This is a genomic window from Arcicella sp., from assembly GCF_964672035.1.
On the sequence record NZ_CBABQS010000079.1, the window covers coordinates 1 to 20,949 of the forward strand.

21 protein-coding genes and 1 pseudogene are annotated in these 20,949 nt (G+C 34.3%); 12 read left to right on the forward strand and 10 right to left on the reverse strand.

Annotation, left to right across the window (positions count from 1 at the left end):
* The coding region (locus tag AC1W31_RS16955) for a DUF819 family protein (RefSeq protein WP_481735673.1) at window positions 1–604 on the forward strand (604 nt) is incomplete at its 5' end.
* Between the two features lie 41 nt (window positions 605–645).
* Here AC1W31_RS16955 and AC1W31_RS16960 read toward each other — a convergent pair.
* A complete protein-coding gene (locus tag AC1W31_RS16960) occupies window positions 646–1,239 on the reverse strand; it encodes a Crp/Fnr family transcriptional regulator (protein ID WP_481735674.1) in 594 nt (197 codons plus the stop codon).
* Between the two features lie 186 nt (window positions 1,240–1,425).
* Between AC1W31_RS16960 and lepA the strand changes: the two genes are divergently transcribed.
* From lepA to AC1W31_RS17010, 10 genes are all read left to right on the forward strand, one after another.
* Window positions 1,426–3,213: a translation elongation factor 4 gene (lepA, locus tag AC1W31_RS16965; RefSeq protein ID WP_481735675.1), complete on the forward strand. Its 1,788-nt coding sequence runs from the start codon at window positions 1,426–1,428 to the stop codon at window positions 3,211–3,213.
* Between the two features lie 55 nt (window positions 3,214–3,268).
* Window positions 3,269–3,613, forward strand: coding sequence for a cupin domain-containing protein (locus AC1W31_RS16970; RefSeq protein WP_481735676.1), 345 nt, complete (start codon window positions 3,269–3,271; stop codon window positions 3,611–3,613).
* A gap of 342 nt (window positions 3,614–3,955) precedes the next feature.
* Entirely contained in the window at window positions 3,956–6,937 is a 2,982-nt protein-coding gene (locus AC1W31_RS16975) for a sensor histidine kinase (protein WP_481735677.1), read from the forward strand.
* Between the two features lie 96 nt (window positions 6,938–7,033).
* Window positions 7,034–7,666 carry a response regulator gene (locus AC1W31_RS16980; RefSeq protein ID WP_481735678.1) on the forward strand — a complete coding sequence of 211 codons (633 nt, stop codon included), beginning with the start codon at window positions 7,034–7,036 and terminating at the stop codon, window positions 7,664–7,666.
* Window positions 7,667–7,700: 34 nt separating this feature from the next.
* Complete coding sequence (locus AC1W31_RS16985; protein ID WP_481735679.1) at window positions 7,701–8,843, forward strand: cellulase family glycosylhydrolase; 1,143 nt, start codon at window positions 7,701–7,703, stop codon at window positions 8,841–8,843.
* Window positions 8,844–9,040: 197 nt separating this feature from the next.
* Window positions 9,041–9,457, forward strand: coding sequence for a hypothetical protein (locus tag AC1W31_RS16990; RefSeq protein WP_481735680.1), 417 nt, complete (start codon window positions 9,041–9,043; stop codon window positions 9,455–9,457).
* Between the two features lie 238 nt (window positions 9,458–9,695).
* Window positions 9,696–10,181 carry a Cif family virulence factor gene (locus tag AC1W31_RS16995; protein WP_481735681.1) on the forward strand — a complete coding sequence of 162 codons (486 nt, stop codon included), beginning with the start codon at window positions 9,696–9,698 and terminating at the stop codon, window positions 10,179–10,181.
* Between the two features lie 51 nt (window positions 10,182–10,232).
* Window positions 10,233–10,808, forward strand: a complete 576-nt coding sequence (locus AC1W31_RS17000; protein ID WP_481735682.1) for a hypothetical protein — start codon at window positions 10,233–10,235, stop codon at window positions 10,806–10,808.
* Window positions 10,809–10,882: 74 nt separating this feature from the next.
* Window positions 10,883–11,584, forward strand: coding sequence for a hypothetical protein (locus AC1W31_RS17005; RefSeq protein ID WP_481735683.1), 702 nt, complete (start codon window positions 10,883–10,885; stop codon window positions 11,582–11,584).
* A 291-nt stretch (window positions 11,585–11,875) separates the two neighbouring features.
* Window positions 11,876–12,061 carry a hypothetical protein gene (locus AC1W31_RS17010; RefSeq protein WP_481735684.1) on the forward strand — a complete coding sequence of 62 codons (186 nt, stop codon included), beginning with the start codon at window positions 11,876–11,878 and terminating at the stop codon, window positions 12,059–12,061.
* A 468-nt stretch (window positions 12,062–12,529) separates the two neighbouring features.
* Here AC1W31_RS17010 and AC1W31_RS17015 read toward each other — a convergent pair whose 3' ends face one another.
* From AC1W31_RS17015 to AC1W31_RS17040, 6 genes are all read right to left on the reverse strand, one after another.
* Complete coding sequence (locus AC1W31_RS17015) at window positions 12,530–13,543, reverse strand: GntR family transcriptional regulator (protein WP_481735685.1); 1,014 nt, start codon at window positions 13,541–13,543, stop codon at window positions 12,530–12,532.
* Between the two features lie 978 nt (window positions 13,544–14,521).
* Complete coding sequence (locus tag AC1W31_RS17020; RefSeq protein ID WP_481735686.1) at window positions 14,522–15,517, reverse strand: sensor histidine kinase; 996 nt, start codon at window positions 15,515–15,517, stop codon at window positions 14,522–14,524.
* Window positions 15,518–15,939: 422 nt separating this feature from the next.
* Window positions 15,940–16,590, reverse strand: a complete 651-nt coding sequence (locus AC1W31_RS17025; RefSeq protein WP_481735687.1) for a phosphoribosylanthranilate isomerase — start codon at window positions 16,588–16,590, stop codon at window positions 15,940–15,942.
* The gene (locus AC1W31_RS17030; protein WP_481735688.1) at window positions 16,587–17,771 is read right to left on the reverse strand and encodes an MFS transporter; all 1,185 of its coding nucleotides are present in this window, start codon (window positions 17,769–17,771) and stop codon (window positions 16,587–16,589) included. The genes AC1W31_RS17025 and AC1W31_RS17030 overlap by 4 nt, the downstream gene beginning before the upstream one ends.
* A complete protein-coding gene (locus AC1W31_RS17035) occupies window positions 17,741–18,265 on the reverse strand; it encodes a 5' nucleotidase, NT5C type (protein WP_481735689.1) in 525 nt (174 codons plus the stop codon). The genes AC1W31_RS17030 and AC1W31_RS17035 overlap by 31 nt, the downstream gene beginning before the upstream one ends.
* 11 nt (window positions 18,266–18,276) lie before the next feature.
* On the reverse strand, window positions 18,277–18,666 hold the full coding sequence (locus AC1W31_RS17040) for a VOC family protein (protein ID WP_481735690.1): 390 nt from the start codon (window positions 18,664–18,666) through the stop codon (window positions 18,277–18,279).
* Window positions 18,667–18,782: 116 nt separating this feature from the next.
* Between AC1W31_RS17040 and AC1W31_RS17045 the strand changes: the two genes are divergently transcribed.
* Window positions 18,783–19,532, forward strand: coding sequence for a DeoR/GlpR family DNA-binding transcription regulator (locus AC1W31_RS17045; protein WP_481735691.1), 750 nt, complete (start codon window positions 18,783–18,785; stop codon window positions 19,530–19,532).
* On the opposite strand, the gene AC1W31_RS17050 is transcribed toward AC1W31_RS17045, so the two are convergent.
* From AC1W31_RS17050 to AC1W31_RS17060, 3 genes and pseudogenes are all read right to left on the reverse strand, one after another.
* Entirely contained in the window at window positions 19,533–20,177 is a 645-nt protein-coding gene (locus AC1W31_RS17050) for an SCO family protein (RefSeq protein ID WP_481735692.1), read from the reverse strand.
* 71 nt (window positions 20,178–20,248) lie between these two features.
* Window positions 20,249–20,863 (reverse strand): toxin-antitoxin system YwqK family antitoxin, encoded by a 615-nt coding sequence (locus AC1W31_RS17055; protein WP_481735693.1) that lies wholly within the window; start codon window positions 20,861–20,863, stop codon window positions 20,249–20,251.
* Window positions 20,863–20,949, reverse strand: a pseudogene (locus AC1W31_RS17060) (YHYH protein); the annotation flags it as partial. The pseudogene AC1W31_RS17060 and the gene AC1W31_RS17055, both read right to left, overlap by 1 nt.

A 20,949-nucleotide genomic window follows, 5' to 3' on the forward strand; every position in this document is an offset into this window, starting at 1 on the left:
AATTGAAAAAGAATACGCTGATAATCAACGCAATCCAACTTTTACAGATTTGTTATTAATACTTTTTATTGGTTTCGGTACGACGGCACTCGCCCACGCTTGTGCCGGGGTAATTGTACCTTTTATTGGTAATAATTTCCCAAATCTTAAAAAGTTTAGTCTCACTTCTTCTTCATTTTGGGTAATTTCATTGGTTACCCTTTTTGGTTTGATTCTTTCCCAAACGCCCGTAAGAAATATTGAAAAAGTCGGAGCATCAAAATTTGGCAGTATTTTTCTATTTATTTTGATTGCCACCATTGGTATGAAAATGAATATTATTACTGTTTTTGAAAAACCACAACTGTTTTTAGTCGGAATTATCTGGATGCTTTTTCATGCTTCTTTCACGCTAATTGCTGCATATTTAACCAAAGCACCCTATTTTTTTACGGCAGTTGGTTCGCAAGCAAACGTAGGCGGTGCGGCATCTGCCTCGGTTGTCGCAGCAGCTTTTCATCCTTCATTAGCTTCTGTGGGGGTTTTATTAGCTATTTTGGGTTATGCGTTAGGGACATATTTGGGTTATTTGACAGGGCTAATGATGCAATGGGTAATGATTTGAAACAAAGAAGGAAAAGCAATTAGCTTTTCCTTCTTTGTTTCTCAATTTTCAAGTTCACGCTTTAATCGACTTAATGATTGCGGTGTAATTCCTAAATAAGAGGCAATGATATGCTGAGGAATTCGAGTTAAGAAACTTTCGTAAGATTTTAAAAATTTCAGATATCGAGTTTGTGCGTCATCGTTCATCAATGATCTCAAACGATTTTTAGCGACAATAAAATTGGCATCGCTAATTTTTCTTCCTACTGATTCCCATTTGTGCGATTTTTGATAAAGTTCATTCAAATCAAGATAACTAAAATACAAAACGTCGGTATCCTCCACCGCTTCAAGGTAATCCATGGATGGCTTTTGCGATACGAAACTACATTGTTCCGTGAAAAGTTTGTGTTCTGAGGAAATTACATACGTTTTTTGACTTCCATTTGGCATTTGATGAAAACTTCTCATCAAACCTTTGGTTATAAAGTAGGTTTCGGTACAAACCTCTCCAGTTTTTAAAACGATTTGTCCTTTTTTAAATGATTTTTCTTTTAAAATTGGTACGATGAGGAATGTATCTTCTTCAGGAAGAGTGGCTCCCAACTTTTTAATTTGTTCGAGGAACAAATTAAGTTCAGAAAGTAGATTCATTTGATTAGTGAATTTATTAAAAAATAGTGTTGGATTTTATATATCGTTATAATATTCAGAAATAAACAATTCGATTATAATTTTCAAAGATAAGGGCGTAATTTTGTATTGAGTATATTAGAATAGAAAAGTACATAAAAAACTACTTATAATCTATTAAAACATTTATACCGTTAAATAAATATCGTGAAGAACATTCGTAATTTTTGCATTATTGCACATATTGACCATGGTAAAAGCACTTTGGCAGATCGATTAATTGAGTTTACTGAAACTGTACAAAAACGTAATATGCAGGCTCAGTTGCTTGATGACATGGATTTGGAACGGGAAAGAGGCATTACCATCAAGTCGCACGCCATTCAGATGAATTATGTTTCTCATGGGGAAAGTTATGTATTCAATCTAATTGATACGCCGGGTCACGTAGATTTTTCTTATGAAGTTTCTCGTTCAATTGCTGCCTGCGAAGGTGCTTTATTGATTGTGGATGCGGCACAAGGCATTGAAGCACAAACGATTTCAAATTTATTTCTGGCACTCGGGCATGATTTAGAAATTATTCCAGTATTGAATAAAATTGACCTTCCCGGGGCAATGCCCGAAGAAGTGAAAGACCAAATTGTGGATTTATTGGGCTGCGACCGTGATTCGATTATTCATGCTTCGGGGAAGGAAGGAATTGGTATTGAGGATATTTTAGAAGCGGTTATTCACCGAATTCCAGCCCCGAAAGGCGATCCAGCCGCTCCGCTTCAAGCCCTAATTTTTGATTCTGAATTTAATTCATACCGTGGCATTGAAGTAATTTTCCGGGTGTTTAATGGTGAAATTAAAAAAGGGGATAAAGTAAAGTTTGTGGCCACAGGAAAAGAATATTTTGCCGATGAAATTGGAACACTTCGTTTTGAAAAAGAACCGAAAATGTCAATCAGTGCGGGCGATGTGGGTTATTTAATTTCTGGTATTAAAGAAGCTAAAGAAGTAAAAGTAGGTGATACCATTACGCACCGTGACCGTCCTTGCAAAGATTTTATTCAAGGATTTTCTGAAGTTAAACCCATGGTTTTTGCGGGTATTTATCCCGTTGAAACCACTGAATTCGAGGATTTAAGAGATGCCATGGGCAAACTGCAATTAAATGATGCTTCCTTGGTTTGGGAACCCGAAACTTCCATGGCTTTAGGCTTTGGTTTCCGTTGTGGGTTCCTGGGAATGCTGCACATGGAAATTGTTCAGGAGCGTTTGGAACGTGAATTTAATATGACCGTTATTACGACGGTGCCATCGGTAAAATTTAAAGTTACCCTGACCGATGGTGAAGAAATTTGGGTTTCCGCTCCTTCTGAATTGCCAGAACCCAACTTGATTAATTTTGTGGAAGAACCCATTATAAAGGCTCAAATCATCACAAAAGCAGAATACGTTGGGGCAATTATGAAATTGTGTTTGGATAAAAGAGGCGATTTAAAAAATCAGATTTATCTCACTTCTGACCGTGTAGAGTTACAATTTGATTTGCCACTCTCGGAGGTTGTTTTCGATTTCTTTGATAAATTAAAGACTATTTCCCGTGGATATGCTTCATTGGATTATGAATATAAAAATTACGAAGTTGGAGAAATGGTAAAGTTGGACGTGATGCTGAATGGTGAAAAAGTAGATGCGCTTTCTGCCATCGTTCACCGTGATAAGGCTTATGATTGGGGAAAACGTCTTTGCGAAAAACTGCGTGAATTATTGCCAAGACAACAATTTGACATTGCCATTCAAGCTGCCATTGGTCAAAAAATTATTGCTCGTGAAACAGTGAAAGCGCTTCGTAAAGATGTTACGGCCAAGTGTTACGGCGGTGATATTTCTCGTAAACGTAAATTATTAGATAAACAGAAGAAAGGTAAAAAACGAATGAGACAGGTTGGAAATGTAGAGATTCCACAATCGGCATTTATGGCTGTTTTAAAATTAGATTAAATAAAAAGCCTCTGTATTCACCTACAGAGGCTTTTCTAAAAATAAGATTTATACAATGATACAATTTAACAAAACTTTAGTCGAGGATGATGAAATAGCGTGGGAAATCGTTGATGATAAAATCAAACGTAAAATCATGTCTTATAATGAGGACATAATGCTTGTTAAAGTGGCATTTGTGAAGGGAGGCATTGGGGCAACGCACAAGCATCCGCATTTACAAATCAGCTATATCACCAGTGGCATTTTTGAAATTACGATTAATGGAGAAATGAAAACGCTAAAAGTTGGTGATGTTTATTTTGTACCCTCTGATGTACTTCACGGAGCCGTTTGTTTGGAAGATGGAGTCTTGATTGATGTTTTTAATCCAATGCGGGAAGATTTTGTTTTATCTTAAATCTCAGAACATTGTTGGAATTACCTCATGGAATTGCTTCGCATGATACTTTAAACGGAGTCTTAAAATCTTTAGATAAATAAGCCTTTATAGCCAGTCTTTATCGCTGGTTAAAAGAAATTTTATCAATCCTTAGTGAGAAATATGCTCCAATCAATATTGATGGAGAATATGTTTGAGTGTTGAAACCCTTATCTGACTAACGATTCGTACTTTGTTTGTAAGACAGTTTAGTAAGCTAAAAAGTTGATTTTCAGTAGTTTCCGTTTAGTAATTTATCCTAAATTGTATTGTTTTTTATGGAAATAATATTGAACTTGATTCAATAAATTCCATAAAATTTTGAAATCATTATTAACTTTCGTCATTCTCCTATTCGGGAATTGGGTTTACACCCAATCTCTCAACCTTTCTTTTAACCACCTTACCCGTGAAGGTGGGCTTTCTAATAATAATGCAACTGACATGTTTTCTGATTCCAAGGGTTTTTTGTGGATTGGTACACAAAATGGTTTAAATCGGTTTGATGGTTCGGTTTGTAAGGTTTATAAATTAAATAATTCAACAAGAAGTGGGTCGTATATAGCATTTATTAAAGAGGATAAAAATGCCGATTTATGGTTTGCTTCTGAAACAGGTTTAAATCATTATTCACGTTTAAACGATTCTTTTGAAAATTTTGATTGCATTAAAGATGGGAAACTGCGTCAGCATTTACCTTTTTATGTTGATAATTTGAATAGAATATGGCTTTACATTGTTGAAAAAGGCGTTTTTGTCTATAATCCTAAAAATAAATCATCCAAGTTTATTACCAATACTTTCTCTAATTATGTAAAAGTGAATAACCTATCTTTTCAAGAAGTTAAACAAATTTTCTATTCGGAAAGCCAATTTGGTTTAACCCGACTGACCATAAAAAATGATAAAGTAATCAACGCTCAACATTTTTTTGATGGCAAAAAACAACCTAAAATTAGTTTAGCCAGATATTTTTTTGTTGAAAATGATTCACTCGTTTGGCTAACTAATAATGAATTGGGTTTAATAAAATTTAATTATCAAACCCTTCATTATCAACCTTTTGGTACTTTTCAAAATCAAAAAATAGTTTCACTTACCAGTGTTGCCTTTCGTCCAAATTCCTCCCAAGTTTTTGTTGGATCCACTTTTTCAGGAATTCTGATTTTTGATAAGATTCAAGCTAAATTCATTAAACAAATTACCCCTAACCCTATAAATTCTAAAAGTATTCCAGCCCGTTGGGTGGAGGATATTTTGATCGACCAAAATCAAAATTTATTTGTTAGTTTGATGGGATGGGGCATTGATTTTACCAATCTCAATGGTTCAAACACCCAACATTGGTTAAACAAAGATGATGTTGAAAAATACAAATTGGAAAACAATATCATTGATTTGTTTTGGGTTCAAAAAGACAAAATTTTTGTTAGGTTACGATCTGATGATGAAGCAAAACGGACAATGATTCTAAATTCAGAAGGTGAAATTATTAAAAGAATCAAGGGATTTCCAGTCGTTGAGGGTTGTTCTTATGATACAGATAGTACGTTATTAGTGTTTGGATTTGGTTCAATATTTAGAGTAGATAATGATTTTAATGTTAAAGATAAAATTGTTATCAATCCTTCAAAAGAACAGATTTTTGCTGTTTTAGCCATTTCAGAACAGGAATGGTTGGTATTGGCAGAATCACATTTTTATAAAGTACTTAAAAAACAGGGTAATTATAGGGTAAGTGAATTGGAAGAGTTTAGAAATTATATTCACACAAATAGCCGTCCTGCTTACTATGATGTCATAACACAACAGCTTTTTATATCCAGTAATTGGTGGAGTAGTTTCAACTGTTTTAAAAAAAATAAGGGAAAATGGGAGCTTCAACCGATGAAAAAAATAGAAGCTGGGGTTTTAAATATTGTTCCAGATTTAAAAGATAAAAATATCCTTTGGCTTTGTACGAACAAAGGATTATGGAAATTTGATGTCAGAAATTATCAATACGAAGTCTGGGATGAGTCACAAGGCTTGCCCGATAATGCTGTCACAACGTATATCCCAAATCAAAACGGAGACTTTTGGTTGATTACTAACCGTGGAATCTCGTTTTATGATAAAAAGTTAAATTCGTTCAAAAACTATACATCCAAAGATGGGGCAACTTCCACTGAATATGCTTGGTGGGGTATCTTTAAATTGTCAAATGGACGAATGATTTTTCCTGGGATGAATGGTATTACGATGATAGAACCAAATCGTTTTCAGAAAATTATTCCCCCAAAATTATATATCACGGATTTAAAAGTAAATGAAAAATCTTTAAACTCAGAAACTTATATTGGAGAGGCTTCTTTTATAAATCTACAACCTAATGAGAGTTCATTTTCTCTTGAATTTGTGGGAATTGACTTTGCTAACCCTGAAAATATAAAATTACAATACCAATTGCAAGGGTTTGATAATGAATGGATTACAATAAAAAACCCTGCCAATGTGTATTTCTCGAATGTGCCAGAGGGCGATTATTATTTCAAGATTCGTTCATTGTCAGATAATGGAGAAATGACGGCTGAAAAATCTTTGAAAGTAATTATTGCCGCCCCTTTTTGGCGAACTTGGTGGTTTCGTTTGTTGATGTTCGCCGTTCTCGTTGGCATTGCTTACAGCTTTTATCGTTATCGAATCAATGAATTATTAAAATTGCAAGCCGTCCGAAATCGTATTTCGACGGACCTTCACGATGAAATTGGGGCAACACTTAGTGGAATTGGTATTTTGAGTACCATCGCTAAAAAGCAGGTTGATAAAAGCCATCCTGCTTATTTATTGCTTGGGCGAATTACGGACGATGCCCTCTCCGTTGGAAATGCTATTGATGATATTGTGTGGAGTATCAATCCCAAAAATGATGATTTGAGTAATATTATCGCCCGAATGCGTCGTTATGCCTCTGAATTATTTGATGCTAAAAATATTGATTATCAGATAGTTATGCCTCAAGAGGTGGAGGATGTTAAAATGACAATGGAACAACGGAGAGATGTTTATTTGATTTTTAAGGAAGCCATCAATAACCTCCTAAAATATGCAGCATGTACGCAAGTACGAATAGAAATTAACATTGAAAATCGAAAGTTCAACCTCGTGATTACGGATAATGGTAAAGGCTTTGATACCACAAAACCGTCCGCTCGAAATGGTATTAAAAATATGAAAAACCGAGCAGAAAAGTTACATGGTAAATTTCTGCTCAATTCAAAAGAAGGGCATGGCACAAAAGTTGATCTGGAATTTTTGATATAATCACACAAAAGGGTTATTTACACGTGCTTGGATATTTACGTCCTTTGTAAAATATTCTCTAATCATTTAACCCTTCGAGTTCGAGGGACACCCACCATGACAATCTCTATTTTTGAAGACAATGAAAAACTCCGTGATTTAGTTGAAATGCTAATCGGTAGTTCAAATGAATTTATGGTAAAAGGCTCCTATCCAAATACGTATGATATTATTAATAGAGTTATCTCCGACAGGCCCGATGTGATAATTATGGACATTGACATGCCCGAATACGATGGAATTGAGGGAGTGAGGGAGGTGAAAAGGCTCTTTCCTGAAATTAAAATAATTATGCATACCGTTTTTGATGATGACGAGCGCCTTTTCACCTGTCTGAGTTACGGTGCAGATGGATATATTCTTAAAAAAGATGCTTCTGCTTCACTTTTTAATGCCATAAAAGAAGTCCTTGTGGGGGGCGCTCCCATGTCCTCGGGGATTGCAAAACGGGTTTTACAGACCTTCAGAATCGTAGAAAAGCCAAGTAATAGTTACCATTTAACCGACCGTGAAAAAGAAATTTTAGAGTTATTAACCAAAGGTTTTTCTTACCGAATGATCGGCATCGAATGTCATATATCCATTGAAACGGTCAGGCGACATTTGAAAAATATTTATCATAAACTTCACGTTCAGTGTGGCACAGAGGCCGTAGCAAAGGCAATTAATGAACGGCTTCTAAAAAATTGATTATCAGTAACTTATCTCTTAAATACTTAGAAAAATGAAAAAAATATTATCTCTTCTCTTTATCCCGCTCCTTATGAGTTGTAATCCCGCTTTTTTGAAGGTTGCAACCATTCATTTGGATACTAAATTAAATAAACTGTTTGATCCCTGTGGCGAACAAATAATCTTACGGGGTGTCAATAAAATGGTAATATTTGATAATATTGACCCCACTGGTGAGGATAACTTTAAAGAAATTGCAAAAACTAACGCTAATTGTGTTCGCATAGCGTGGGGAACAGCCCGCCCCAATCTTATCAAAACTACGAGTCTTGAATTGGATAATGTCTTAACAAAATGTAGTAGTAATAAACTTATTCCTATTATCGGTTTGTGGGATTACACTGATGATGAGGATGGTGGATTTTCAAAGTTAAACTTATATGTTGATTTTTGGACAAATCCTGAAATTGTAAAGGTCTTGGATAAACATCAAGGACATATAATTATTAATATAGGAAATGAATGTGCCGACGTACTGGATGAAAATAATTTGGAAGATTTCAATTTAAAAACTGATGCTTTTGTGGCAGGTTACAGTAAAGCAATTGATAGAATTAGAAAAGCTGGACTCATTTGTCCATTAATGATTGATGGTTTGGACAGAGGAAAAAGTTTAAATTGTTTTTCATATATAAGGACAGGTCAACCTAAAACCGTTTCGGATGAACTTTTGGATAGTGATGTGAATAGAAATTTAATTTTTTCAGTGCATACTTACTGGCCTCAAAATGGGGGTGCAACGGAGGATTTTATTACCGCAACTTTTCAAAAAGCAATTAATGCAAAAATTCCTTTTGTTGTGGGCGAATTGACCAGATACGGAGCAATTGGCAATCCAGAAACAATGTGTGGGACGGAAGGAGAAATAAATTATAAAAGAATTGCTCGAATCTGTCAAGCTAATGAAATTGGATGGATGGCTTGGGAATGGGGACCAGGAAATATATTTGGCGGGAAGAATTGTGATAATATGGACATGACAACTGACAGTAAATTTTCAAGTTTGAAAGATTGGGGACTTGATATCGTACAAAATCCTGATTATGGTTTATTGACAAAATCTAAGATTAATAGATGGGCAAGTTTTGATTTTATTGCGTGTCCAAATAAACCCCAAGTCCCAAATACTAAATAGAAACTTCAATAGGTTAGATCGATGTGTATAAAAGGTTATACCCAATTTATCCAACGGTGTTAATATTGATTAAATGGTTAATTGTCAGGTATTTAGCTATTTTTTTGAATGTAATAGGTTATTTCAGCATACTGTTTCAGTAACTAATTTTGTCATGTTCAAACGAACTTACCGAATTAAACTTAAACAAAAAAATCATGAAAAATCTATTTAAAATTGCTTTCGTAGCAATGTTGTTTGCACAGACTGTAAAGGCACAAGAAGTAGCAGAGGTTGAAAATCTAAATCCAAGTGTGATTGCAACGCCTTCTTATTATGCGAAATTTAATGGCAAGGAAAATGAATTCAAAATGCGTGTTTTATTATCAAAACGTGATGGTGACAATAGCGTTTTGCGGATGGTTCTGAAAGATAAAGACGGAATTACTTTATACACAAAGTGTATGGATAAATCCGAAAACCAAGCTAAAGTTGATTTGAATTTAGAAGATTTGGCGGATGGGAAATATCTTTTCGAGCTTAGTAATAAATACGGAAAAACGCAAAAGATCTATTTGAAAGAGACGGCAAAACCAGTTTTGAGTAATGTGAAACAGTTAATTGCGCTTAATTAAATTTCTCGAACAAAAGAAAAGCTACGCAAAGTGCGTGGCTTTTTTTTATGCTAAAATTATGTGTATAAAGGGTTACACGATACTTATTAAACGGTCTTTACTTTTGATTAACAATTATAATGGCTTATAAATGATGGATTTACGATATTTTTTGAGTAATAAAGGTTATTTTTTGAAGGTTTTTGATTCGGTAGTTTTGTATCATTCAAAACATTAATTACCCTTAACAAAAAAGACAATGAAAATAATCAAACGGGTAGCAAGCCTCATTACAATCCTTTTCTTAGGAATTACTATGTCGAGTTTTGCGCAATCAAAAGAGGAAGAAGCCATCAAGGCGGTTTGCGAAAAAGAAACGCAATCATTCAATAATCGTGATGCTGATGCAATGATTTCGTGCCATGCCAACAAACCTTATTCATTGATGTTAGTCGCTGAAAGTGGCAACGTACATTATACAACGGCAAAATCAGCCGCAGATTCTGAAAAATCAATCAAGGATTTAATGGCAATGATGGGGCCACCCAATGGAGATATATTCTCGAATTCGGGTTATGTTATTCATATTAACGGTACTTCGGCTTTTACTTATTATGATCAAATGGTTACGGCCAAAGATGGAACAAAAACCAATTTTCACGAAGTAAGAAACTTAGAAAAAATGGATGGAAAATGGAAAATTATTTATGTAGGAGCGATTGGGTTTAAACAAGATGAAAAGTAAAATTTCAAAAATATTATTTTTAATTTCTTATCATTCTAAACAACAAACAAGATGTTAGACGGATTCATGGTTCACATAGATGAACCGCAAAAATTATCAAAATGGAATCAAGTTGTAGCAAGACTTAATCTTTCTGCTGGTGATTACTTAATTTTTAGTAAAGTAAATATTATCTCAGTTGTTGCGGGTAGAAGGTTTGACTTCAATCAAATTTTTGAAAGTAAACTAATTTGTAACGATGTGGAGGATACCGTTCTCATGAGTTTATTCCCAAGAATTCCTTCTGGAATGGCTCTTGGTGATCAGCGACCATATTGGGTTGATCAGATGGATATTTATAAATTCGGAATTCCTCCGGGTGGTACAGATGCCGTAATATCTATGCAAATTGGGGTGAGTTTGGAGACTGAAGGTCATGTAGAAATGGTTATTAATTCTGTAAATCCTGATGGAATTATGGTTGATAATGTTTCAATAAGTGCCATTAAATTGGGCAGTTTGACAAAATCGAATAAAATGCCTTTGAATAATAATGGTTTCAGAAATCCTTTTGCCTCTTCTAATCGAGATTATGTATCAAGATTCACAGGAATGGTCACGGAAAAAACCAAGAAAGAGGATTGTTGAAATAATTTTTAAAACACAATTTATTCATGGGTAGGATTTGAGTATCCATGAATAAATTTTACCAAACACTAATCATGGAAAAATCTTACCAAAATATCAGCTACTTTTTTGTCGGAATCTTAATCTGTGCCTTTATTGGTTTTCATTTTACTTATACCGTCAAATTTCCAAATTTTGAAGGACTCTCTTATGCCCACCATTTTCACGGGGCGATGCTAATGTCGTGGTTTGCGATGTTAATTATTCAACCCATCCTAATTCGACTCAATAAGCGTGAATGGCATCGTCAATTAGGAAAAATTTCTTACGTCCAAATTCCGCTTTTAATCTTTTCAATTTTCTTGGTTACAAAAGTTGCATATTTTAAAAATATAGCTCTAATGCCGCAAGAGGCTGTAATTGGAAGTCTTTCGGTGGATATTCCTGTCCTTTTTTCTTTTAGCTTTTACTACATTTTAGCCATGATGAATCGAAAAAATACCGCCTCACATTTACGGTATATGATTGGAACTTCACTTCTGATGATTGGTCCAGGGATTGGGCGAGCCATGATAATTTTTGGCGGATTACCTTTTCCCGTTGCGCTAACTTATGCCCTGTATATTACTGAACTTGTAGCAATTGGATTCTTGATTTTTGATTACTTCAAAGGTGCTTCTATTAAACCATTCGTAGTCATTCTTTTGGTTTTGGTTGCCTCTCATTTGTGTTGGAGTTTCCAAATGTCTGGGTGGTGGCAAGGGTTTGGGGGGTGGTTTTCAAGGGTGTTTTTTTAACGTAACCATTCCCATTTGAAACGGAATAAACTACATTTTTCAAGACAAAATCTTACCCATTTACCTGTTTACGAAAATTTGCCCGATCTTATTTGCCCCGACGGAATTCAATGAAGTAACATTCTTTCTACGTTTTTTTTGCTTAAATCTTTCCTCTTTTCTTTAAAGAGCGTTGATATTCGCAGAAAAGACGAAAAAATTTAACAAAAAATAATCAGTCTAAGAATGTTATTTTATTAATTTCCATTCCTTCAAGATTTGCTTACCCATGAGATTTTATTAATAATTCCGATGATTTGGGTACTTCCAAGAGGCGTTTCATTTATACTTCCTATTTGCTTTTTATGGTTCGAAATCTGGACGGCTTCTATTTTGGCAACCTATTTTGTCCCGAAAGCTCAAATGTCTTTGAATCATACTTACTCAAAACAGCTATTGGAAGATTTAGTGAGAAATGACGATTTAAAGCGTGTTTGAGTAATGTATGTACTTGGGATAATTACAGGTTTTATGTTTTTTAAGTCGAAAAATTCCACAGAGATGTCATAATTAGTTTCGCATGAATTACTTCTTGGCTGAGGTCGAAAGAAATATAATGAAATCAATAATCACAAATTTAAAACACAAACTGCAATGAAAAATGCCTTAATTTATAGTCTTCTAACACTTATTTCTAAGTTCTTGCAAGAAAGATTTGGATTACGCCCGTTGGAGCCTTAATTTGGATGTTTGTTCAGTTTAAACCTACATCAAAAAAGGAGATGTTTGGTGCATGGTGGCAGGAAAAGGAACTATGTCTTCCGACTGGGGAGATGAGTTTTTAACGTGGGTTTTAAGAGCTGTTACTGTCTTTTTTGCGGGCTAATCATGCTTTATTTGCTTATGCGATAGCGATTCAATAAATTAAAAAAAATGGCTATTTGAATGTTATTGAGCGTAAAAGTCTTATAAAGATTTCCGCTCAATAAACCGACTTTCGTTCACAAATCGCCCTTTTTCACGGGAAAGAATCATCTCTGCTGCCCGCTTACCCATGAGCACAAAATCATTGGAAATCACCGAAATTCCTTCCGCCAGAATCTCTTTGATCGGCGTATCATCGTAAGAAATTAGCCCAATGTCTTCACCCAATTTCCAGCCTTTTTTATTTGACCAATTGATGAAACGAACCAAATCATTTTCTCTAAAAACTAAGTAAGCATGATCTTTTTGAAGGTGTTCTTCCTCCTCTAAATTGGAAATTATTTCATACCTAATCTGATTTTCTATGCAAAATTTTTCAAAACCGTTGATAATACCAATTGGGGTATATTGAAAGTTTTTACTACTCAAAACCAATGAAAGCGTTCGGTATTTTTTTATCAAAAAAAGTGCTTCACACAGCCCTTGATAGATATTTTTTTCAAAATCTTGGTATAAAATAGCATAATCATCTCCTAATTTTGGGGTATCAATATCTAAAATCAATAGCTTTTCTTTAGGAATATTTTGTAATATTTTGCTGACGTCTTCTCTAAAATGAGGCATTACTACATAAAAATTATAGTGTCCGACATTGTTCAAAACTAAATTTTCAAAAACCTTTAAATTATGATGGTGGAAGAACATATTTACATTGATTCCTTCCCCTAAATTTGCGATTAAAGTATCATATAAAATTTCTTTGTAGGGTGTCAAAGCATCAAAAAGTACAAATAAATTTAGTTGATTTCTGGTATCAGTACTCGATACATAAAAACCCTTGCCATGATGGGACGTAACAAGCCCTAAAGCACGAAGTTCATCGTAAGCTTTTGCCACGGTCATTCGAGCAATTCCAGAGCTTTCAGAGACTTCATTGATGGAAGGTAGCTTCTGTCCACGAACAAGTGTTCCCTCTTCAATAGCATTTATGATGTATTCAATGAGCTGCTGAAATTTAGGTTTAATTGAGTTAGCACTGAAATTAATAATTTTCATGGAAAAGTGTTGGGTGAATATTTATTAAACAAATTTAATGTTTTTAATGTATTTACCGCCTTATATTACGTTCATTTTAGCATAAAAATTTATGAATTAATTTTGATTTGCTGAAAATATTTTTATATTTGCATAATAAAAATTAGCATAGTATAGCATTGTTGAATATTGTTTTAATTTATTCAGCCTTACTTAAAAATATATTGTAATGTCTTTATGTAAAGACATATTTCAAGTTTTTGTTTATAAAAATGGTTAATGGTGTACAGTGTCTGGGGAGATGGAATCCTTCTCCACAGGCAATTGTCTTACGAAAACATTTATTATTACACTAAACTTCTGAATTTTTAAGCAAAACCATTTGAATCCCAAATGGTTTTTTTTTGGAGTCAATGTTGAATATCTTGATGACTGACCTTTTCGTATTTTTTTTGAATGGTAGAGAGATATTTCAAGAGTGTTTGGGTCTATAATCTCCTCATTATATAAAGAAAACAGTCTAAAGAACACAGGACTCTGCTACTTTAAGTTTACGAATTTATACAGATTTTGAATGCGGGAGTAAATTATTGGAAAATGGCCATGAATTACGGTTGGTTTATGATACAAGAGGATTTATAAATACTAAGAGTCTGTTTAGTAAAATGACTTTATTGCGAATAAATTCAAATTTGACTATTCACCGGAGTGGCATTAGACCCAAAATCATGCGGGGAGGCTTCATTTAATCTGGTTTCTGGAATGTTGGATATTATTCAACATTCAATTTAACCTTTGCCAGTAATATGCATTAAGAAAATGTGCTATATTTTTCATTTCCCTACTCGTTTAACTGCTCATCGAAAAAATTAAAACTGTTAATAGTATTGGATGACAAGATTCTCCTTTGAAATTCTTGTAAAATCTCTCGAATCAATTTATTTAAATAGTTACAGCGGTTTTAGGTGATGAACATTCCGTCTTTTTCCCTGACTTATTTTATGGATTTAAAAGCGCAAATTGAACTTTGAAAAACTGTTGGTCTTCGGTTATGATGATTGGCTGCCCAGTCAAAATTTTCATTCTTTCATTAAGGTTTTGAAGTCCGGTCTTTGAACTTGATTGAGGTAAAAGAAGGGCTTGAATATTATTGCTGACCTCAAGAATATTTCCATTTACTTCAACTCGAATATTAAGTGGATTAACCAAACTCACGATATTGTGTTTAAGGGCATTTTCTACTAACATTTGCAGGGCAAAAAATGGAATTCGATTATTCTGTGAATTTTGGTCAATCTTAGTCTCATATATTAAGCCTTCTTGAAAATGCATTTTTTGTAAATAGATATAATTGCTACACAGGTATAGTTCTTTATCAAGCGAAACCAAATCTTTATTTTCACGGATACTTACTCTTAAAAATTCGGATAGTTTTATCAAATACCTTTCTGTAATTTGAGGGTTAACACTTATCAAGAATTTTAATGAAGATAAAGCATTAAACAAAAAATGAGGATTTGTTTGATTTTTTAATTGTTCTAATTCTATTTTTAACCAACTTATTTTCAGCTGTGTATTTTCGTCTTCTATTTTTAAATTTGTGTCGTTAATTTCGGCCATCATATTAAACGAAAAAACTACGGTATTAACCAAGGTAATAACGAGCACACGAAAGAGTAACAAATCAGGAAATGCCATTCGGAAAAAAAAATGCCGAGTAATCGAATGAAAAGCGCTAAACACTAAAATCAAGCAAATAGTACTGAAAGTCCATTTCCACCATATTGATTTGACTGCTTGGATAAAATAAACAGAAAATGTAATATTCAATGACCAACTAACCAGCACAAAGGAACTAATCATTAATATCGTTGACAAATAATGATTGATTGTCATCTCCGAATTTAAATATGCTGGAGTTGCAATCATAAGTCCTCCCAGTATTGTTGTGATAAGGATGATTGCTAAACGTTTGATAAATATGTTTTTTATCATTGTTGTTAAAGTTTAGTGGCGTGTTATTTAGTGATTAAATCATTCATTCAAAGAATTCCAAAATCATAGAAAGATCTAATTATTGGCGATATCACAATAAAAGTATAAATCGGTATTGTATTTGTAGCTAAATATACTTTATTTTTATTTACAATCAGTATGTTTTACTCAAAAGTAAATGATTGGGAATTAATAACTTCTGGATTATTTAAGTATTTAGTTGTAAATCGGTTGACGATTCGGTAACCTCTGAAGATATACGTGTACTGTAATGAGATATCATTGTTTAACAATTGTGGCTAATTTTAAAAAATAGACCTGACGTGTAAAATGAATGATAAAAAAGAAAATTTAAAAAAACGCAAAAAACGACCTTTGAAATCTCGAAAAGTCGTTTTTTGCGTTTTTTAAACATTAAAATTTTAGGTTTCCAATGCATTGAAAAATCGCCACATTTTTTCTACATCTAATTTTCCATTCGTGCGTACACCACTACAAATATCCACCCCATAAGGTTTTACATACGCAATGGCTTCACGTATATTTTCGGGTTTTAGACCACCCGCCAAGAAGACTGGTTTGGCAATACTTGCCACAATTTTGCGACTCAATTCCCAATTATGAACTCTGCCCGTTCCGCCCAATTCTTTTACAGAAAGATTCGGATTGCCAGAGTCTAATAAAATCATATCGGCCACTTCGGCATATTGTTTGGCTTCTTCTAAGGAGTTTTTATCAATGATATGAATAACTTGTATGAGCTTGATATTCGGTAAGTTATGACGTAAAATTTTGTAATCTTCCACTTTTACTGCATCGACCAATTGAATACAATTTGTGCCTGTAAGTCGTTGATGGGCAATAATTTCGTACGGATTTGTTTTCGGAGTCAGTAAAAAAGTAAGCGTTTCTGAGGGAATAGATTTAACAATATGCTGAATTAAATCATCGCCAATGGTTCCTGGGCCTGAAGGCATTTTAGCCACTAAACCCAATACATCAGCCCCAAATTCCAACGCTATTTTTGCTTCTTCCTCGGTGGAAATACAGCAGATTTTTACTTTTGCTTTCATTTTATTTTAGTCGTCAAAAATGCCCCGAATAATCCTATAAATATCAGTGATGAAAGGGCAATTCGTAGCGATGAAAACTCAGAAAGATGGCCAATCAACACGGGACCGATTAAAAAACCTGCCATGCCAACGGTTGTAATGGCGGCTAATGCTACACCTGCCGACATCGTTTTTGAGTGTCCAGCTTCTCCATAAATTAAAGGTACAATCGTAGAAAGCCCTAAACCTGTAATGCCAAAACCGATAATAACTGTGTACGGATTTTGGATAATTAAAGCCACCGACATGCCAATAAACAAAATTAAACAGTTGATTAATAACGTTTTACGAAGTCCGAAGGCTTGAACAACTTTATCGCCAAATATTCTGCCTACTACCATTAAAACTGAATATGCGGTAAATCCAGCCGTGGCAAATCCGTTCGGATTATTCAACACTTGTTTGTAATATAAAACGCTCCAGTCGGCCATTGCACCTTCCGACAACATTGCACAAAAGGCGATGATACCTAATAAAATCAGGGACTTATCGGGCAAGGCAAACAAAGGTTGTGCCTCGCTTGATTTTTCATCATTGATGGTGAGAAATTTGTAAACAGCAATCCCCATTAACAAATCTAACACGCCAACAGCCGTTAAATGCTTAAACGGTGTGATACCTTGTTTGGCAATTAATCCTCCCAACGCTGCTCCAATCATAAACCCGATACTAAAAATGGCATGAAAAGAGGACATGATTGACCTTTTCTGGATTTTTTCAACATTTACCGCTTGTACATTTATGGCAATATTCAGCATATCGCTCCCAAAACCAAAAATAAATAAGGCAATTGCTAAGGCTAATGGCGTTTGTGCATGTCCTAAAAGGGGTAAAGCAATGATGTAAAAAACTAAAGAAAGAATGGTAATATTACGGCTCCCGAATTTGCCAATAATTAAGCCAGTAACTGGCAAGGCTATTAAACTCCCTATGGGCATTGCAAATAGTACAGAACCCAGCGCAGCATCACTGAGTTTCAGAAAAACTTTTACATCAGGAATGCGGGATGCCCAAGAAGCGAAACTTAAACCACAAAGGAAAAATAAAGTATTGGTTGCAGCCCGAGCAATTCGCCCATTGTTTGTGTGCGTGATAATATTTTTCAAAATAATTATAGTAATGTCGTTTCTATGTGTTTCCAAGAGTTAACTCGTTGAAATTCAGTAATATGTTTATTGTGTGGAGCATCAAAAAGTAAACCTATTCCCGTAAAATTAATCAAATTTTTCTCATGGTCATCAATGATATACTCAGCTCTAATCATCCATTTATGTCCACAAAAAACGGTATGACTCCAACCGATATACGGAAAATAATCTTCTAACCATTCCAATTTTTCTGACATTGAATTTGGAAATTCGGTGGCGGCTGAAACAATAAATATCTCGTATTTTTCGTATAATTTGCCAATAACTTCTTGTGCATCAGGCATTAAAGGAATATCTCTGAAAAAACCTTTATCCCAAAGTTTGTGTCTGAGAGGAAGATATTTTTCCTGATATTCTTCCTTGATTTTCGGGTCAGCAATCAAAATATCTTTGGTGTAATTACTATTAGCAGCATCATTTACCATGTTGATGATTTTTTGGCTGGTATCCGCCATCACGTCATCCATATCAATTAATAATCTTTGCATTTTTATTGTTTTTAAATCGTTATTTCTATTCTATTTCTATCCGGGTCCAATATTACACTTTCATAGTAACCATCGCCCGTTGTTCTGGGTTCGCCAACTACTTCAAAGCCATCATTTCGGAATTTTTCGGTCAATGAATCTACGGTTTCTTTACTGCCTACTGATATAGCAAAATGCGTTAACCCCGTGAATTGTTGGTAAACATTGTCGGATGAAACGCTAATATTGGGCATTTGCATAATTTCTAACCGAGCGCCTTTTTCAAAGGTTAAAAAGTAAGAGGTAAAGGCTTTAGTTGGATTATAATATTTGCCATTTGATTTTGCCTTAAGATATTTAACATAGAAATCCTTCAAAACCTCTAACTGATTTGTCCAAATGGCAATGTGTTCAATGTGCATAATGATTCGGTTTTATTCCGTATTTGTAAATATCTAAACAAATTTACCGAATAAAAACGCACATTTCAAAATTTAACATTAAGTTTGTGTGAAATAAAACGATAAAAACCGTAAAAATGCTCAGAGAAGAACGTTTGCAAATTATTTTGAAAATGTTGGATACCGACCAACGAGTTTCTTCTGTGCAGTTATCCGAAATCTTGAATGTGTCGGATGATACCATTAGAAGGGATTTGAATGAATTAGCTGAAAACGGTCTCCTCAAAAAAGTACATGGCGGTGCAATTCCTAAATCCCCAAGTCCTTATAAATTAACGGAGCGGATTAATATTCTACACGAAGAAAAAATTGTGTTGGCTCAAAAAGCCCAACAATTTTTCAAAGATGGGCAAGTCATTATTTTGGATAACGGTTCCACAAATATGGAAGTAGCCAGATTGATGTCCCCAGATTTGAAGGCAACCGTTTTTACGAGCAGTATTCCCATTGCTCAAATTCTGTGCGAACATCCCAATATTGAGCTATTTATGTTAGGCGGAAGGGTTTTTAAAGATGCACAAAATACCTATGGAACGGAAGTTATTGAGCTTTTGAGTAAAATTAGAGCGGATATTTTCTTGTTGGGCGTATGTGGAATGCACCATAAAATTGGAATAACCATGCCCGATTGGGGTGAGAGCGTCGTGAAACGTAAAATGGCTGAAGTCTCAGAAAAAGTAATTGCTTTGGTAACGGCTGATAAACTAAATACGGCTGAAAATTATGTCGTTTGTTCTTATCAACAGATTGATGTAATGCTGACAGATGATACAATTGATGATAGTCAATTAGTTGACTATCAGGGAGTAGGAGTGGAGGTATTGTAGTTATTCCTTTTCCAACGCTCCAACATCTTTTATCAATTGCTCAATTTCTAAGGATAAAGTACCATTGTAAATCCCTCTAATGTGCAGGTTTTTATCGACTAAAATAAAGTTTTCGGTATGTAAAAAATCATTTACGCCTTTCTGAACGCCCAAGTTTTCATCGGCAAAATAGGATTTACGAGCCAATTGATAAATCTGTTCTTTATCGCCCGTTAGCAAGTGCCATTTGTTCTCAATGATTTTATTTTCCGTGGCATATTTGTGTAATGCTGATACACCATCACGCTCAGGCATGACGCTGTATGAAGCAATTAGAAAGTTTTCGTCATCTTTCAGTGAATCTTGTACCACCTTCATATTTTTCATTATTTTTGGACAAAGACTCGGACAAATTGTAAAGAAAAAACAAGCAACATGGATTTTTCCTCTCAAGTTTTCCTGCGTAATTTTTCGATTATTTTGGTTAGTAAATTCAAAATTTGCGAGCGTATGAAGTGTGTCTAATTGAGATTTATCAGCAATCCATTGTGGTGTAAAATCTGCGGTATGATAGAATGGAAGGCTTTTTTCTTGATTCCGTTCTTGTTTTTTAGCACATGAAAAAAGAATAATTGATAAGAAAATATTTAGAATATAGCGATTCATTTTATGGATTTTATGTTGAATTTTTCATAGACATTTAAATCCAGAAAGTTTTTTTACCTTCGGGAAGTTGCTCAAAGGTTCTTTTTGAAATTTAGACCCGTTTGTTTTTTCTCGTTTTCGCCCATGCATCCTTTTGCTCCAAGAAAGCCAAATCGTCTTCCACCTTTGATAATATAATTTGCCTTTATTTGCCCCGTTTCAAACCACATTTGTTGTTTTCCTTCGGGTTGCCCTTCGTTATCATAATTTGAAAGTGAAAATAATTGTCCGTTTGGATACCATTCTCGGTGCGTTTTTACGGGAATATCATTTTCGATAAAATACTCAAATTTCATCTGTTTATTTTCCCACCAACCTGTATGTTTCCCTACTTTTCGATTGTCGTGATAAAAACGAATTTCCATTTTTGAGCCATTTGAATACCATTTTTCTTGTTTTCCTTCTAATTCTCCGTTTAAGTAGCCATTTTTGGAAGCCAATTTTTCGTTTGGATAACTTTCAATAACAAATCCAGAAAATGGTTTTTGGGCATAGAACAAAACCCTCTGTCTTTCTGAAAGATTGGTATCCGCCAATACCACAATACTTTCAGGAATTTCGACAGAGGTTTGTTCTATTTTCGAAGCCTTTTTTTTGCAAGAATAAAGACTAAAAATTACTAAGATCAGAGTTGCTAATTTGTCCATTATTTACTCACTGTTCCTGGTGTTCCATAATAACCACTACCATTTATATACGGGTCGTCGGAAGTTATATGATAATGATAAATGCC

Coding starts and splice junctions, on each gene's coding strand:
- AC1W31_RS17035 (WP_481735689.1), bottom strand. CDS start 18,265: ATGCAAAGATTATTAATTGATATGGATGACGTGATGGCGGATACCAGC.
- AC1W31_RS16985 (WP_481735679.1), top strand. CDS start 7,701: ATGAAAAAAATATTATCTCTTCTCTTTATCCCGCTCCTTATGAGTTGT.
- AC1W31_RS17005 (WP_481735683.1), top strand. CDS start 10,883: ATGGAAAAATCTTACCAAAATATCAGCTACTTTTTTGTCGGAATCTTA.
- AC1W31_RS17020 (WP_481735686.1), bottom strand. CDS start 15,517: ATGATAAAAAACATATTTATCAAACGTTTAGCAATCATCCTTATCACA.
- AC1W31_RS17040 (WP_481735690.1), bottom strand. CDS start 18,666: ATGCACATTGAACACATTGCCATTTGGACAAATCAGTTAGAGGTTTTG.
- AC1W31_RS17045 (WP_481735691.1), top strand. CDS start 18,783: ATGCTCAGAGAAGAACGTTTGCAAATTATTTTGAAAATGTTGGATACC.
- AC1W31_RS17000 (WP_481735682.1), top strand. CDS start 10,233: ATGTTAGACGGATTCATGGTTCACATAGATGAACCGCAAAAATTATCA.
- AC1W31_RS17055 (WP_481735693.1), bottom strand. CDS start 20,863: ATGGACAAATTAGCAACTCTGATCTTAGTAATTTTTAGTCTTTATTCT.
- AC1W31_RS17025 (WP_481735687.1), bottom strand. CDS start 16,590: ATGAAAGCAAAAGTAAAAATCTGCTGTATTTCCACCGAGGAAGAAGCA.
- AC1W31_RS17010 (WP_481735684.1), top strand. CDS start 11,876: ATGATTTGGGTACTTCCAAGAGGCGTTTCATTTATACTTCCTATTTGC.
- AC1W31_RS17015 (WP_481735685.1), bottom strand. CDS start 13,543: ATGAAAATTATTAATTTCAGTGCTAACTCAATTAAACCTAAATTTCAG.
- AC1W31_RS16960 (WP_481735674.1), bottom strand. CDS start 1,239: ATGAATCTACTTTCTGAACTTAATTTGTTCCTCGAACAAATTAAAAAG.
- AC1W31_RS16995 (WP_481735681.1), top strand. CDS start 9,696: ATGAAAATAATCAAACGGGTAGCAAGCCTCATTACAATCCTTTTCTTA.
- AC1W31_RS16970 (WP_481735676.1), top strand. CDS start 3,269: ATGATACAATTTAACAAAACTTTAGTCGAGGATGATGAAATAGCGTGG.
- AC1W31_RS16980 (WP_481735678.1), top strand. CDS start 7,034: ATGACAATCTCTATTTTTGAAGACAATGAAAAACTCCGTGATTTAGTT.
- AC1W31_RS17050 (WP_481735692.1), bottom strand. CDS start 20,177: ATGAATCGCTATATTCTAAATATTTTCTTATCAATTATTCTTTTTTCA.
- AC1W31_RS16990 (WP_481735680.1), top strand. CDS start 9,041: ATGAAAAATCTATTTAAAATTGCTTTCGTAGCAATGTTGTTTGCACAG.